The sequence below is a fragment of the Sphingobium sp. PAMC28499 genome, assembly GCF_004795815.1.
GTDB lineage: Bacteria > Pseudomonadota > Alphaproteobacteria > Sphingomonadales > Sphingomonadaceae > Sphingobium > Sphingobium yanoikuyae.
The window spans coordinates 662,553-676,600 of sequence record NZ_CP039248.1; the positions used below are offsets into that span (position 1 = coordinate 662,553).

General features: G+C 62.1%; 16 protein-coding genes. 2 read left to right on the forward strand and 14 right to left on the reverse strand.

The genetic code is table 11. The features are described from left to right. Positions 1-31: 31 nt before the first annotated feature. Both E5554_RS03185 and gmd read right to left on the reverse strand, forming a co-directional pair. Positions 32-880: a GDP-mannose 4,6-dehydratase gene (locus E5554_RS03185; protein ID WP_136185958.1), complete on the reverse strand. Its 849-nt coding sequence runs from the start codon at positions 878-880 to the stop codon at positions 32-34. After that, positions 880-1,917 carry a GDP-mannose 4,6-dehydratase gene (gene gmd, locus E5554_RS03190; RefSeq protein WP_136185959.1) on the reverse strand — a complete coding sequence of 346 codons (1,038 nt, stop codon included), beginning with the start codon at positions 1,915-1,917 and terminating at the stop codon, positions 880-882. The genes E5554_RS03185 and gmd overlap by 1 nt, the downstream gene beginning before the upstream one ends. A 160-nt stretch (positions 1,918-2,077) precedes the next feature. Between gmd and E5554_RS03195 the strand changes: the two genes are divergently transcribed. Further along, positions 2,078-2,527 (forward strand): hypothetical protein, encoded by a 450-nt coding sequence (locus E5554_RS03195; RefSeq protein WP_136185960.1) that lies wholly within the window; start codon positions 2,078-2,080, stop codon positions 2,525-2,527. Positions 2,528-3,002: 475 nt separating this feature from the next. Further along, on the forward strand, positions 3,003-4,169 hold the full coding sequence (locus E5554_RS03200) for a nucleotide sugar dehydrogenase (RefSeq protein ID WP_136185961.1): 1,167 nt from the start codon (positions 3,003-3,005) through the stop codon (positions 4,167-4,169). A gap of 18 nt (positions 4,170-4,187) precedes the next feature. On the opposite strand, the gene E5554_RS03205 is transcribed toward E5554_RS03200, so the two are convergent. The 12 genes from E5554_RS03205 to E5554_RS03255 all read right to left on the reverse strand — a co-directional run bounded on the left by E5554_RS03205 (position 4,188) and on the right by E5554_RS03255 (position 14,046). Continuing rightward, complete coding sequence (locus E5554_RS03205) at positions 4,188-4,949, reverse strand: aminoglycoside phosphotransferase family protein (protein ID WP_247594363.1); 762 nt, start codon at positions 4,947-4,949, stop codon at positions 4,188-4,190. Between the two features lie 434 nt (positions 4,950-5,383). Next, positions 5,384-6,208 carry an IS5 family transposase gene (locus E5554_RS03210; protein ID WP_125990377.1) on the reverse strand — a complete coding sequence of 275 codons (825 nt, stop codon included), beginning with the start codon at positions 6,206-6,208 and terminating at the stop codon, positions 5,384-5,386. A gap of 147 nt (positions 6,209-6,355) precedes the next feature. Further along, positions 6,356-8,320, reverse strand: coding sequence for a relaxase/mobilization nuclease RlxS (gene rlxS / locus E5554_RS03215; RefSeq protein ID WP_136185963.1), 1,965 nt, complete (start codon positions 8,318-8,320; stop codon positions 6,356-6,358). Positions 8,321-8,571: 251 nt separating this feature from the next. Continuing rightward, the gene (locus tag E5554_RS03220) at positions 8,572-8,943 is read right to left on the reverse strand and encodes a hypothetical protein (RefSeq protein WP_136185964.1); all 372 of its coding nucleotides are present in this window, start codon (positions 8,941-8,943) and stop codon (positions 8,572-8,574) included. Between the two features lie 232 nt (positions 8,944-9,175). After that, positions 9,176-9,823 carry a lytic transglycosylase domain-containing protein gene (locus tag E5554_RS03225; protein ID WP_136185965.1) on the reverse strand — a complete coding sequence of 216 codons (648 nt, stop codon included), beginning with the start codon at positions 9,821-9,823 and terminating at the stop codon, positions 9,176-9,178. After that, positions 9,811-10,392, reverse strand: coding sequence for a S26 family signal peptidase (locus tag E5554_RS03230; RefSeq protein ID WP_136185966.1), 582 nt, complete (start codon positions 10,390-10,392; stop codon positions 9,811-9,813). Before E5554_RS03230 ends, E5554_RS03225 begins: the two co-directional genes overlap by 13 nt. Continuing rightward, entirely contained in the window at positions 10,389-10,619 is a 231-nt protein-coding gene (locus E5554_RS03235; RefSeq protein ID WP_136185967.1) for a DNA-binding protein, read from the reverse strand. Before E5554_RS03235 ends, E5554_RS03230 begins: the two co-directional genes overlap by 4 nt. 158 nt (positions 10,620-10,777) lie before the next feature. Next, positions 10,778-11,077 carry a DUF736 domain-containing protein gene (locus E5554_RS03240; RefSeq protein WP_136185968.1) on the reverse strand — a complete coding sequence of 100 codons (300 nt, stop codon included), beginning with the start codon at positions 11,075-11,077 and terminating at the stop codon, positions 10,778-10,780. Positions 11,078-11,430: 353 nt separating this feature from the next. Next, positions 11,431-11,637, reverse strand: a complete 207-nt coding sequence (locus tag E5554_RS23240) for a DUF5990 family protein (RefSeq protein WP_348769746.1) — start codon at positions 11,635-11,637, stop codon at positions 11,431-11,433. Further along, a complete protein-coding gene (locus E5554_RS03245) occupies positions 11,564-11,863 on the reverse strand; it encodes a DUF5990 family protein (protein WP_247594365.1) in 300 nt (99 codons plus the stop codon). Before E5554_RS03245 ends, E5554_RS23240 begins: the two co-directional genes overlap by 74 nt. Positions 11,864-12,047: 184 nt before the next feature. Then, positions 12,048-13,508, reverse strand: coding sequence for a chromosome partitioning protein ParB (locus tag E5554_RS03250; RefSeq protein WP_247594366.1), 1,461 nt, complete (start codon positions 13,506-13,508; stop codon positions 12,048-12,050). A gap of 52 nt (positions 13,509-13,560) precedes the next feature. After that, positions 13,561-14,046, reverse strand: coding sequence for a hypothetical protein (locus E5554_RS03255; RefSeq protein WP_063976795.1), 486 nt, complete (start codon positions 14,044-14,046; stop codon positions 13,561-13,563). Positions 14,047-14,048 lie beyond the last annotated feature (2 nt).

Sequence of the window (14,048 nt, forward strand, 5' to 3'; positions counted from 1 at the left end):
GACCCGATCCGTCTCGATAGATATCCGGCTTTCACCCGGCCGCCTCATAAAGCCATCGCAGCGTATCGTCGATCGGACGGGGACTCCAGCCAGGCAAGGTCATGCGCAAAAGCGTTGCGTCGCCGCCTAGCACTTCCACATCGCCTTTGCGAACAAATGCCGGGTTCACTTCTACATCGATGTGGTGACCGCTCAACGCGGTCAGCTTTTCAATGATATCGCTTATGGAGGAGACGTGTCCAGTCGCGATGTTGACGGTCGCCGGTACGGTCGCCGCCATCACCAGACCGGCGTATGCGTCGGCAACCGAGCGCACATCACCAAAGTCACGGCGCACCCATGTATTGCCAAGCTCAATGACCGGAGCACGGCGCTGGAAATGATCGACGATCTTGGGCACCAGATATTTTGTATCCTGCCCGACGCCTGTGTAATTGAACGGTCGTGTCACGACGATATCAAGCCGGTCGCCCCAAAGCCGCCCACCCTGTTCCATCGCATATTTGCTGATCGCATAGTGGTTCGCGGGATTGGGCGCCGCGTCCTCGGCTATCAACCCTTCGGCGGTGGGCCCATAAATCTGGGCGCTCGATGCAATGATACAGCGAGCCCCCCCTTTATTCCGCGAAACAGCATCGAGGAGATTGAACGTGCCTAGCTGATTGACAGCGTAGAAAGCGGCCCAATCGGAAGTGTGGACGAACGCATGCGCCGCCAGATGGATTAGCCGGTCGAATTCGGTCTCCGCAACGGCGCGATCGACGGCGTCCTTGTCCTGTAGGTCTGCTTTGAGCGCAACCGGGGTTGCCCCCACCTTTGTGAGGGCGGCAGCAACAAAGCGACCGGTAAATCCGGTCGCCCCAGTCAGCGCCACACGCATCAGAAGGACCAACCCGCCGCGTTACGCCGCATATCGGCTTCGACCATCAGGCGGGCGAGTTCTTCCAGTTGAACCGTAGGTGTCCATCCTAGATCCCGTTCCGCCTTCGAAGGATCGCCGATCAGCAAATCGACTTCCGCAGGCCGGTAGAAGGCCGGATTAATGCGAACACGGGTCTCTCCGCTTTGCGGATCGACGCCGACCTCATTTTCTTCCTTGCCTGACCATTCGAGCGAAATACCTACCTGAGCAAAGGCGAGTTCGACGAAATGCCGGACCGTTTCGGTCCGGTTGGTCGCCAGCACGTAGGTATCGGGCGTGTCATGCTGCAGCATGAGGCGCATGCCCTCGACATAATCCTTGGCGTAGCCCCAGTCCCGCTTGGCATCGAGGTTGCCCAATTCAAGCACTTTCGCTTTGCCTTGAGCGATCTTGGCCACGGTATCGGTGATCTTGCGCGTCACAAACTCGCGGCCACGCAATGGCGACTCATGATTGAACAGGATACCGCTGGTGGCAAAAATATCAAAGCTTTCGCGGTAATTGACCGTCAGCCAATGCGCGTAAAGTTTGGCCACACCATAAGGGCTACGCGGATAGAAGGGCGTGTCTTCGGTCTGTGGAATCGCTTGGACTTTTCCGAACATTTCCGACGTCGATGCCTGATAGAAGCGGATATCCTTATTTACAGTACGGATTGCTTCAAGAAGATAAGCCGCACCCAGACCGGTAATATGACCCGTGGTGATAGGCTGATCGAACGACACTCCGACAAAGCTTTGTGCGGCAAGATTGTAGATTTCCGTCGCTTCCGAGGTTTCAATCAGCCGAATGGCCGATCCCATATCGGTAAGGTCATATTCGACAAGCTTGAGTTGCGGATGATTGGTAACCCCAAGTTCGTCGATCCGCCAGAAATTGACTGAGCTGGTCCGGCGGTAGGTTCCATAAACTGTGTAGCCCCTGTTTAGGAGGTTTTCGGCCAAATAAGCGCCGTCCTGGCCGCTGATCCCGGTAACTATAGCTTTTTTCGACATATACTCGTCCCTGCTGGCTCGCCCCGGCCATAAGGCTATTTGGCCGCTATGGCCAGAGGGCAAGTTAGCCGGAGCCGTCTGTTTCTTTTCAAGAACATCGGAGGATATGCCTTTGCCGATGGGGGCATGAGGAGATATCCGATAGCTATACAGTATCCTCATGCCCACCATCGCATTCATCAGCCCCAAGGGCGGCGTCGGCAAGACCTCGGCATTTGCTTCGTTCGGTGCGAGCTATGATTGGCCATGGCGGCGGCTTTTCCTTCGTGCCGCCATTCTTCAGATTAATGGTTATGCCGATCGCGTGGAGGCTGTGACTGCCGATGTGGGTTGCGATGCGCGCAGCCATGGCCCAACGGCGCACCATGGCATGGGCTCGGGCCGATATAGAGGCGTCTCGCTCAGCCTTTTTGTCTCGCGGCTAATGGTCCCAAACAACACAGCTCTAGGTCCGGTCATAATTTACACGAAAGAGGAGATACTCTTCGAGCAGTCGATAGCAGGGCATTTCATGCCGCTTACAGCCCTTCTCACGCATGCGCAGCACCCCTGCATGAACACATTCTCGCGCCTCGTGGAAAGAACTGCGCCGACGTGGACGACACTGTAGATCACGAGGCCGATAAGCTCCCGGTCGCCCAGATCGGCTTCGGTGGAAATATCGGTCAGTTCGCCTACCCCATGTCCGGCGCACCAGGACAGAGGACAGAAAGTCGCTCGCCCATCAGGCATAGGCCTGACGCGTGTTGCGATTCAGGATCGCTTCGCCAAGTTGGAACAAGCGCATCTGGGCGAGCGTGAGCGCTTGGGCAATGGTCGGCGGTGCGGATGCCGAAGTAACGAGATGATCATTGGGCGCGAGCTAGAAAGAGCTTCGGGCGATATTTCATAGATGGATGGAGTCCCAGGGAATCATCCTTTGATAAGAGACCTTATCACAGATATGGAGAATGAAAGGGAACATCGCACTTCTCCCTTTGCGCGGAACAGTTATAAGTAGCTCATGCCCGTCGCAGGAATGTCAGATGCCAATCCGGGCTGCCGGGCGGGCCAATGACGATGCATGATGCGAGGAATGGCGAAGAATGAAGATCGCAGTTTTTGGCCTCGGCTATGTTGGGCTATCGAATGCCGTTCTGCTGGCGCAGCATCATGACGTTGTCGCGGTCGACATCACATTGGTCCGCGTCGACATGCTAAATGCGCGAAAGTCGCCGATCGTCGATGCTGAACTGGAAGAGTTTCTGGCCACGCGACAACTAAATCTTGTTGCCACATTGGATGTCGAACAGGCATTGGCCGGCGCCGATTACGTGATTGTCGCGACGCCGACCAATTATGACGTTCGCACCAACAAGTTCGATACTGCCTCGGTCGAAGCAGTGATCCAGAAGACCAGGTCCATCAATCCCTCCGCGATCATCGTGATCAAGTCGACCGTACCGGTCGGTTTCGTAGAGGATGTTCGCCGCCGCCTCGCGACAGATCAGGTCATCTTCAGTCCCGAATTCCTGCGCGAAGGTCAGGCGCTGAGGGACAATCTTTATCCTTCGCGCATCATCGTGGGCGAACGCTCGGAACGGGCCCGCATCTTTGCCGACCTGCTGCTGCGGGGCGCGGTAAAGAAGGATGTCGAAATCCTCTTCACCGATCCCAGTGAGGCGGAGGCGATCAAGCTCTTCGCCAACACCTATCTGGCCATGCGCGTTGCTTTTTTCAACGAACTGGACAGCTATGCCATCGCCCATGGCATGGATTCGCGCCAAATCATCACCGGCATCGGCCTCGATCCACGCATCGGTACGCATTATAATAATCCTAGCTTCGGCTATGGCGGCTATTGCCTCCCCAAAGATACCAAACAGTTGCTCGCCAATTATTCAGAGGTGCCGCAGAATCTGATCCGTGCGATTGTGGAGGCCAACCACACCCGCAAGGATTTTCTGGCTGACCAGATCATCGCAAAGGATCCGAAAAAGGTCGGTGTCTTCCGCCTGGTGATGAAGGCTGGGTCGGACAATTTCCGTCAATCCTCGATCCAGGGGATCATGAAGCGGATCAAGGCCAAGGGCATCGAAGTCGTGATATACGAACCGGCGATGCAGGAAGAAGCATTTTTCGGTTCGCGCGTGGTGCGCGATCTGGCGGCGTTCAAGCAGGAATGTGACATCATCATCGCGAATCGCGTGACGGACGATGTTGCGGATGTATCGGACAAGGTCTTTACCCGCGATCTTTTCGGATCGGATTGATCCCGTTTCCTTTGCGATTCAGGCGATACTGCCTATCCCGCTCCCACGCAGCGCCCTTTCCAGATAGCGCCTGAAAGCCCGCGTGCGACCGGTAGCATCGCGCGCCCGCAGCCAGGCCAGCGCTACGACGGGCCGCCACGCATCGATATCGCTGGCGCTGACGCCGGATGATGCCGTATGGCTCCTGCACAGCTGCCGCGCGGCCCAGTCGCGCCATAGGTTCGTCACCCAGTCGCATGGCCCGGTGCCAAAGCGCATCAGCATTTCGGATCGTACCGCATCGGCCGCCGGATGCCCCGCCGCCGCCTTCGACCAATCGATCACCATCATCCCCTGCGGCGTCATCATGACATTGCCCAAATGAAAATCGCCATGGGTCAGCGCGTCGCCATCTGGCAAGGTCTCCAGATAGGCGATGGCGGCGCTTTGTAGCGCGTTGGGCGCAGGGCCATAGGCAATATCAGTCGCCAGTACTTGCTTCAGCAACCGCAACGTCCCGCCTTTTGCCCGGTGCATAGCGGCATGAACTTCACCCATCTGGTTCAGCGCCCACCCTGCTCGCATCGGATTGTGGCGGATCCAGTCCATAACCGTTACGCCCTCAAGCCGCGGATAGACGATTCCCCGCTGCCCGTTATGGTTATGCTGCCCGATCGCCGCAGCCGTCGGCACGCCGCATGCTGCGGCATGGACGGACGCATCGGCCTCGCGTGCGATCATCTCGTCCGACACGCTGCCTCGGAACAGCTTGAGCGCCTGCCCCCCGCCAATGTCGAACAATTCCGCGCTCGCGCCGCTGGCGATGAATGGATAGGGGACTGATGGCTCGTTCATCGGGGTCTTTTATCAGACCCTGTGGCCATGGTCATGTCGTGGATGGCAATCCTCCCAACGGATGATATCATCCTCTCCGAGATGGCGCCCGGTCTGTACCCGGATGGAGACCATTGGAATCGGGTCCAATTCGTTCCGGTGCGTTGCGCCGACCGGATTTAGGTGGACAGGTTATCCGCCAGAGCCAAAATGGCGCAATTCAGCGTTACCCTGGCGGTGACTTTCACGATGATCCGATGTTCGGACCGATTACCCATGATGCTAACTTCGCCCATGGATGCCTACTCCTCTGCTGTGACTTTCGGACACATACATTGGCACATCCGATGCCGGCAGGAGGGTGGATCCACTCCATCAGTTCTCAGAGTCCGTTTGGAAAATCAGGGATGAGCGTTTCGGCGTAGTAGGTTTCCACCCATGGCGACGAGGATCATCGCCTGTGAGACGTCGATGCGCTTTTCGTAGTCGCGGACCAGACGGCGCCATCGGGTCATCCATCCGAAGGTGCGTTCGACGACCCAGCGGCGCGGAAGCACCTTGAAGCCCTGCTGGCGATCGCTTCGACGGATGACCTCCACGACAAAGTCGAGGTAGCTGGCCTTGTCCATGAGCTTGAGGCGATCATAGGCGCCATCGGCAAAGAGATGCTTCACCCACGGCCAGCGCTTGCGGATGCCATCGAGGATCGCCTGAGCGCCTGCACTATCGGAGATATCGGCGGTAGTGAGGTTGACCATCAGCAAGCGTCCATCGGTGTCGACTGCGATATGCCGCTTGCGACCGACGATCTTCTTGCCTGCGTCAAAACCGCGCTTTTCTGCGGAAGGCGCCTTGACCGACTGGCTGTCGATGACCGCCGCACTGGGGCTGGCTTCTCGCCCCTCACGTTCTCGGTCCAACATCAATTCGATGTCGTGGATCGTCTGGAACAGGAACCTGCGTGCCAGCTCCCGAAACCAGCCATAGACCGTCTGCCAGGCGCCAAAATGGATCGGCAGCATCCGCCAACCACACCCCGATCGCACCAGATAGCGGACCGCGTTGATCACTTCGCGGAAATCCACCTCGCGGGGACGGCCTCGACGACCCGGCTTGGGCATCAACGGCGCAAGGCGATCCCATTCCTCATCGGTCAGGTCACTGGGATAACGCTTCGTCTTCTTCGCAATCTGGGCCATCCGCCCCCGGCTCTGCTGCGTCCACATCCAGAGCCTGAATCACGCAGATACGCCTATGACAACCCCTGCCGCCGATTTCCCAAACAGCCTCTCAGTGGAAATCAACAGCCCGGCAGTGGGATTTTGAAATGATGGCTGTCGATAGAATCGGGAATGGGCAATGTACCAGCATCTTCATGAGATCACCGGCCCAGATCGGCCACGCCCAAACTGCCAGCTGATCCCATCTGACCGCATGATGCCGGATGCCGTCTTGCCGATGTTGCGCTCGAGCACGTCGCGCCACGGCACCATCGTGAAGTCCCGCGATCGCTCGACAACAGCGAAACTTCCACTTTCCAGATCGACCCGACGGGCGATCTTTCCCTCGATCCTCTCGCCGATCCGCGCGGGTTCGAACCGTTTCCCGATTTCGTCGCCGAGCCGCTCGCCGGCATGCTGCAATTCACGTCTCCGCAGTGTGTCCAGCGCGCCGCCCCGGTAGCTAAATCCGGGCTGCTCGTCGTCCGCCAGTTGCTGCTCGACCAGCCACTGCCGCCGCGCTGCGAGCGCGGTCCGCACCTCCCGTCCATATCCCACGTCGCGCATGGCGCCATGACCACCCTCGGCAAGCGCACTATCAAGCCAGGTCGGCGCTTCCTTGCCTCCCAGTTCATCGACCGGGGACCGTGACAGCAATTCCAGCGTGACTGGCCGGTCGCGCTGCTGGGCTCTCGCATCGGCATCAGCCCGGGCGAGATGATCGTCGGTGATCGTCCAGCTTCCATCAGCGAGGCGCTCGGGTCCGGTGCCCGCACGCCGCATCGCCTCGAGCCGACGGACATGGCTGGTTGCGAACGCCTCGCTGGCGCCCGGATCGTGCGCCAGGTGCAGATCGATCGAGTAGCGCCCGCCATTGGCGCGGGCGACCGCATCGACGGTGCGATCAGCCTGGGTCGCCTCGATCCGCGATGGCGCGACCCGTACCGTCGATCCTTCGGGAACCGATGGCGTGGCATCGCCCCGGCCTATATGGACATAATGAACCCGGCCATCGATCCCATCGACCATCAGGTAGTGCCGGTCGCGATGCTCATCGGAAAAGCCACGATGGATCACCCGTCCGACGATCGGTTCTCGAAGGTCATTGGACACGACCTGCTCGACGCCGGCACGGTCAAGCCTGCGGGCGGTCAGTTCTCGCTGCATGAGGCGGACGATGTCGCCCCGCTCACCCATCCGGCGAAGCGTTTCCTCCAGCCCCTCGGCCAGCCTGTAGCGTCCGCCACCTACATCGTCGGCCAGGCCCATCGCCTTGAGCTTGCGCAGCCGTCCCGCCGCGACCGATTGCTGGAAGGGATCATTGTCGGCCGGCGACACCGTTCGGTCGACGTCCATGCGGCGGACCAGCCGGCGGTCGATCGACGTCAGCCGTTCCTGGTCGACATCATGGCGCAGGCGCGCCTCGATCTCACGGTCGGTACGAGGGCCGAGATCGAGCGTCACAAGCTCTGAGGCGCGTTCGCGAAATCCGTGCGAAATATACTCCCGCGCGATAACCAGATTGTCGCCCTGGTCATCGACCCCGCGCAGCACGATATGGGTATGCGGACGCTCGGTGTTGAAGTGGTCGACCGCGACCCAGTCCAGCTTCGTGCCGAGGTCCTGCTCGACTTGGGTCATCAGTCGCCGGACATAGGGCTTGAGGTCGGGATATTCCGCGCCGTCCTCGGCCGATACGATGAAGCGAAACTGATGGCGGTCGCCGGCGGTCCGCTTGAGGAAATCGCCCCCATCTGCTCGGTCGGTTTCGGGACCGTAAAGTTCGCCCGGCAAGCCCTCGCGGGTCACCCCGTCGCGCTGGATATAGCGCATGTGCGCGCGGGCGGCCTGGCCGCCCTTGCCAGCCAAGCGGATCAGGCTCGCCTTCACCACGGCACGGCGCCCGCGAAAACCCGCGAACCGGTCGCGGCTCGACAGCAATCGCCCCATGCTGGCGCCGCGCCCGATTCGACTGCCGTCGAACCGTCGCGAGCGGACTCCGGTCTTCGTGCCCGCGAGGCGTGCAGCAGCGCGGATGCGTCCGCCATATTTGACGACCTTCTTGCCGTCCTTGCCGCGCTGGCTGCCGAGCCTGGGGGTAAAATCGTCGTCAGACATCACAACGTGCCTCAGTCTCGCGATTTCGGGCAGAAAATGGCTGATTTCCGTCACTATTGCCCTGACTGTCTCGTGATCGCGATTGCCTGTCTCGTAAAAAAAGGATGTGCAGACAGAGGCTTGGCAGGGGTCGCGAGATACTGCCTTTATCTTGTTTCCCCTTTCTCCCTTCTCCCTTTTCCTGCCGCCTTAAAAAAGGGAGAGAGACGACGCCGAACCGACGCCGCCTCTCCAGTCGAGCTGTCTGTCGGTCAGTACCCATGGAGCACCCCATCGCGCGCCTCCGTTCGATCCCGGGCGACACGGCACCCGGTCATGCCATGGGCATTCCCCTCGCCATCCACGAACATGATGGCAGTGAACCAATCCCCGTCGAGGCACCCACAGATGGCGACCCGGTCCAGTTCAAATTCTGCTTCATCGGGGTCCTCATAGGCGCCCAACCACCGCACCTCGCTCCGTGCATCCCACCGAAAGTCCACCTCCTCGGCCTCCAGGAAATGACGCGCCAGGCCTTCAGCCGCGCCGCGCCCAAACTCCCGCTCAAGTCCTGCGACCAGCGCCGACACCACCCTGTCATTGCGTCCGGAAAACGCCGTTTCGATGTGCTGAACCATGCCCATTATGACCTCCTTCGCTGTCGTTCCCATCATCGAGAACGGCGTTTCGACGACGGTTGGCGCAGCGGCTGTCAGGGCCGATGAGCGAAGCGAAGAGCCGCGAAGCGGACGTGGGGGGAGCCGATTTGCGCAGCAAATTGGGGGGTACCTGCGGGCATTGATAGTCGCTGCGCCAGCCGCCACACTGGGCCTATCGAGACGAGCTTCCTCCCTCTCGCGGGCACGCGACCTCACGTCATTGCCCCTGCGACAGGGCGACAAAGAGTGACTCATTTTGCTGCGCAGCGAGGCCATCCGAAGGCGGCGGTGCCGGTATCTTCCGGACGGCGAAGAGCCGCTCCTCCGGCCGCGCCGTTGCCGGGACCCAGTTGCTTTCCTGTATATCCGGCGCGACGCCGGCCAGATAGCCGACGGTCTCGCGCGGAAGGCTGGCGCGACCTGCGAGATAGTCGGCATAGCGCGCCGGCCCCGCATTATAGGCCGCAAACAGCCCCGGATAGCCGAAGCGGTCGTACATAAGGCGAAGATAGAGGGTGCCTGCGAGGATATTGTCGCGCGGGTCGTCCGGATCGACGCCAAGGCCGAGCCGCGCGCGCATGTCCGACCAGGTCCCGGGCATGACCTGCATCAGTCCGATGGCCCCTGCCGACGAGCGAATCGGACGCCCGCCCTTAACGGTGCGGCCCCGGCTCTCGGCCTGCATCACGCGCTCGATCCAGGCGACCGGAACGCCGAAGCGTAGTGATGCCTCGCGGATGTAGGGCCGCCATGTCGCGACCGTCGATGCAGGCTGCCCAGCCGATGACGCAGCTGGGGACTGGGCCGATATCGGCACCGGCGCGGCGAATGCGAGGGCGGCAGCCGTCCATTTCAACGGCGCCATAGCAGCTGCGCCTTGCCGATGAGATCGGTGCCTTCGCTCACCCCGACATAGCGCCCGTCGAACGAATCGGCACTGTCCATCAGCAGGAAAAGTTGCTGCCGCCGCAGCATGCGACAGCCGTGCCACCACGGCATCGCCCGCCCCATGGCATCGAATTTCTTGCGCCTTGCTACCGGCCGTCCATCGACGAAGACCTGGTCGCCAAGCGCGCAGACCTCGTCGCCGGCCTCGGCCGCGACACGCTTCACGAGCGGGACGTTGCGGGGGAGATAGCGCCGGGCAGCCGCGAGCGCCCGGAAGGGTTCGGGCAGGCGTGCCACCACCATGTCGCCTGTCATGACCGGCGCATTTGGACTGACGAGGTAGAGCCCGATCGGGGCGCTCGCACTGGCATTCCAGAGCAGGCGCGGTGTGGGCGGAAGGACCGCCGAGCCGAGTACCAGACCCGCGCCCAGGCCGACGAGGAAGAAGCGCCAGCGGCGGCGGCGCTGCACTTCCTTGCGCAGGCGAAGCGCCTCGCCCCAGGCGAGCAGCGGCGCGTCCTTGAAGCGACTGTGACGGCCGCTCATTTGGAAATGCCCCGCGCACTATGTTCGCGCGACCAGGCATCAAGATCGTCGATATGATATTGGATGTAGCGGCAATGGCGGCGGAACACTGGCCCAGTGCCAAGGCGTCGCATCCGCCGCAGCAGCAGCCCGGAAATCTTGAGATAGGCCGCCGCCTGCTCGGTATTGAGGAAGGGCGAGCCGCGCTTGGCGCGGGTCGCCCGGGCGATCTGGTCGTCGTCGTCCATGATGAGCCATCCTTTCGATAGAGCGACCCATGGCGATGGGTTCGCGATATCGAGGATGGCGGGCGGGATACCGGGCCGGGAGTGTCGAAACCGGCAACGGCGTTTTCGACACAGCATGAAAGGTCCCCGCGCCGGGTTCGGCGCGGGGGGCGTGGACTTCAGCGGGACCAGATGAGCTTGTGCTCGCCATTGTCGCCCTGGGTCAGCGTCGCGTAGATCGGCGCGGGAAGCGATGGGTCGTCGAGCTTGAGGCTGAGATATTCGGCGCCGGTATCGCGGGCGGCCTTGGTCCAGCCGGCCCCGAACTCGACGCCGCCGGCACTCACGCGGTGGTCCGGGGCCTTGTCATGGTCGCGCTCGACCGGCCGGATTGTGGCCTTGACGCGAAGCGTGAGGGTGCGGATTTCCCCGTTGTAGATGCCGTCCTCGTTGCGGGTGAAGCTGCCGATCTGTGCCATGATATGTCTCCTTCTATTGCCCAAGCGCCGCCCGATGCGGCCTCGATGGCGGTCGATCGGGCGCGTCGCGCCGCCGTGCACCGGGACGGCCGCCGCGGGAGCGAAGGACGGCGAAGCGCCTGTTTCTTGGTTGCGCGAGGAGCCCGCCAGGGCGGGGAAGAAACTGGCGCGAAGCCGTTGCTCGGACAAGGCGCGCACGCCGCCAGACCAGCCTTCAAGAGAGGCCAAGGGCGGCACGAGTCATCGGAAAAAGGAGACCCTTGCTAGCACGATCCAGGTCCGAACCACGTGCAGGATGAGGCCATCGGGGGAATTCGCCCTATCGCTTCGCCCGCTGCCAGCCTTTCCGCGTCCTAGCGCTCGACAAGTTCCCGGCGCAGCGTGGGGACCGTGGCGCAGGCGGGGCTACCATCCCTGGCGGTGCCGCAAATGGTGGTGACGATGATCCCGCCCCGCGCCGCGCACGCCAGCAGCGCCGGATCGATATCATGGATGTCGACCCTTAACCCGGCGGGACCAGGGTGAGGCATGATCGCCCGCCGCCTGACCCACGCGCACATAGACGAAACGGCGCGAGGGACCTTCGCGGCGAACCTGGTCACCGAAGAATTTGGGACCGGGCCCGACCCGCACGGCGAAGTCGAAGGCGAGCGGTTCGCCATCGCCGGACCTTTGCGGATCAAGCGGGGCGCCGTCCTTGGACTGGAGGCTGTGCCACACGCCGGGCACGGGCCGGTCTATGATGATCCGCATCGCGATTTCCGCCGTGTCCGCGCGCTTCATCATCGCTCTCCCTGCTCGCGCGTTCCGCCCCCGAACGCCGCGCTCCTGTCATAATGCGCCATGCGAGCCTGTTCCAGCATGGATGGAGACGAAACAAAGCCGCGCGGCCGAGCCCATCGGGCGAGGCCGCGCGGCGCGATTTTCCCGCATGTGGCAGGCGGGCGCGATCGCTCCCGCCCGCCTTCGTTCATGCCGCCTGGGGCAAAGGCCTCTCCTCCTCTTCCTCCAATTCCGCAGGGCAATCCCCAGCGGCCATCCGGCGCGCGGCGGCGACCTTGGCATGGGCGTCAACCGTGCCAACGCCACCTCTTTGCGTGTAGGCAGACGGTGGGAACTGCATCCAGCGCGGCACCCAGCGCTCGACCTTGTCCCGGCCTTCCGCGCCGTCGAGATGATCGGCGATGATCCGCTTCAAGGTCTTCGCCTTCTCGCCCGCATCGGCGCTGGCGACCGCTTCCCCCGCCACCTCTGCCGTCATCCGGCCCAGCACCTCGCGGTCGCGCAGCAAGGAAAAGAGCGCTTCGTCGGCCTGCCACCAGTCGGCCATGGCGACCCCGACCTCCTCGCCGACAGCCTCGACCGCTGCCGAGCCTGCCATCAGGGTCTCGCCCGTGACGACGGCAAGGACGCGCATCACCTCTTCGTCAGGCAGCGCGACAAGACGCAGGAACAGCCCGGCCACGCCATAGTCATCGCCGTTTCCGCCCGTCACGGTGGGTTCCTCGCTGCCGAAGCCGAGGCAATCCAGGACAATGCGCCGTTCCGTGTCGAAAACCGCCTCGCCCCGGCATGTCTCGATGCTCTCGCGCACCTCTTCGCTGCGCGTCGCCTGCGGTTCAAGACGTACGGTCCATAGAGGCGAGCCGGCGATGGCGTGCGCCACCATGAGCCGCAGGGCAAGTGCGGGATGGCCGACCAGTGCGGCGCGCACGGCTGCATGGCGGTGCAGGTCGACATAGGTCTGGAGCGTGGACGTTAGCTCGGGCCGCTGGGCCTTGAGCGGCGCCGCGGCTTCGCCGCGCTCGATCCGGCGCGCCTCGGCGCGCGTGACATAGCCTTCGTGAAACAGGACCTCGCCGGTTCCGCGCACATCGACATAGACGCGCCCGCCCTTGCGCTTGGGGGCCTTTTCATATTCCCACGCATGGAAATGCTCGGCAGGCGGGACGATGACTACATCGGCCCAGCCCTGTGCGATATAGGCTGCGCGCGATGCCTCGATCGCCGCGTTCTGCGCCGTCCAGAAGGCGTCAGGATCGGCGAAGTAGCGATCGTCGCCGAACAGGTCGGCGACCATCGCGCCGCAAAAACCATCGATATCGAAGAGAGCGAAGCGGGCCGGGATCGACTGTCCGCCAAAGAGCCATGCCTTCAACTGATGGCCGGTGGGGACATAGGCATCAGCGTCGTCAAATAATGCAAGCCATGCCTTTTGCTGGCTCTTGCTCGCCAGTGTCAGGTGGCGGACGGTGAACCGGTCGATCCACTCGGCGCGATAGAGGTCGCGGATGCGCGGCAAAAGGTTGCCAAGCGCAAGGACGCGCCGGATGGAGAGTTCGGGCAGGCCGAAGGTCATGGCGATCTCCTCGACCCCGCGTCCATCGCGCACCAGCCGGGTGAAGCTCTCCCACTGGCGCACTTCATCCATCGCTTAGGTCATGTGTCAACTGTCCTTCGAAGCATTTTTTGGCAGATATCCGTCAGTTTCTGGTCTTGTTGTCGGGTGACACTGTCCTTCGAGCTTTGGTGGTCGCTGGCACGGCGCGGAGCGCCGTGTCACGCTCGGCGATCAGCCGAGCGTTGTGACGTTGGTGGCGGTGCGCTTCCGCTTCGGCTGTGAGGGCGCGCTGCAACAGCAGCGCGTTCTCGCTAACCAGGCGACGCTGCTCTTGCTTCATGGTGCGGATGAGGCCGTGCAGTTCGTCGAGCTTGTCCTGCCAGGTCGTCACCGGCTTGATGGGATCGCCGAGGATGGCGTGAAGGTCGTCGATGATATCACGATGGTTGGTGTAGATCGTGTTGCGCGCGACCCCGGATTCGCGCGCGAGGGTCGCGACGGTGAGCGTATAGCCGCGCTGATGCAGCGGGTGGACCGGGCATCCTTTGCGCAGCCGTTCGAACGCAGCGTTGAGCCGGACCTGGGTCTGCTGGCGACGCTGTTCATGACGATCGGGTTTCCTGGGCATTG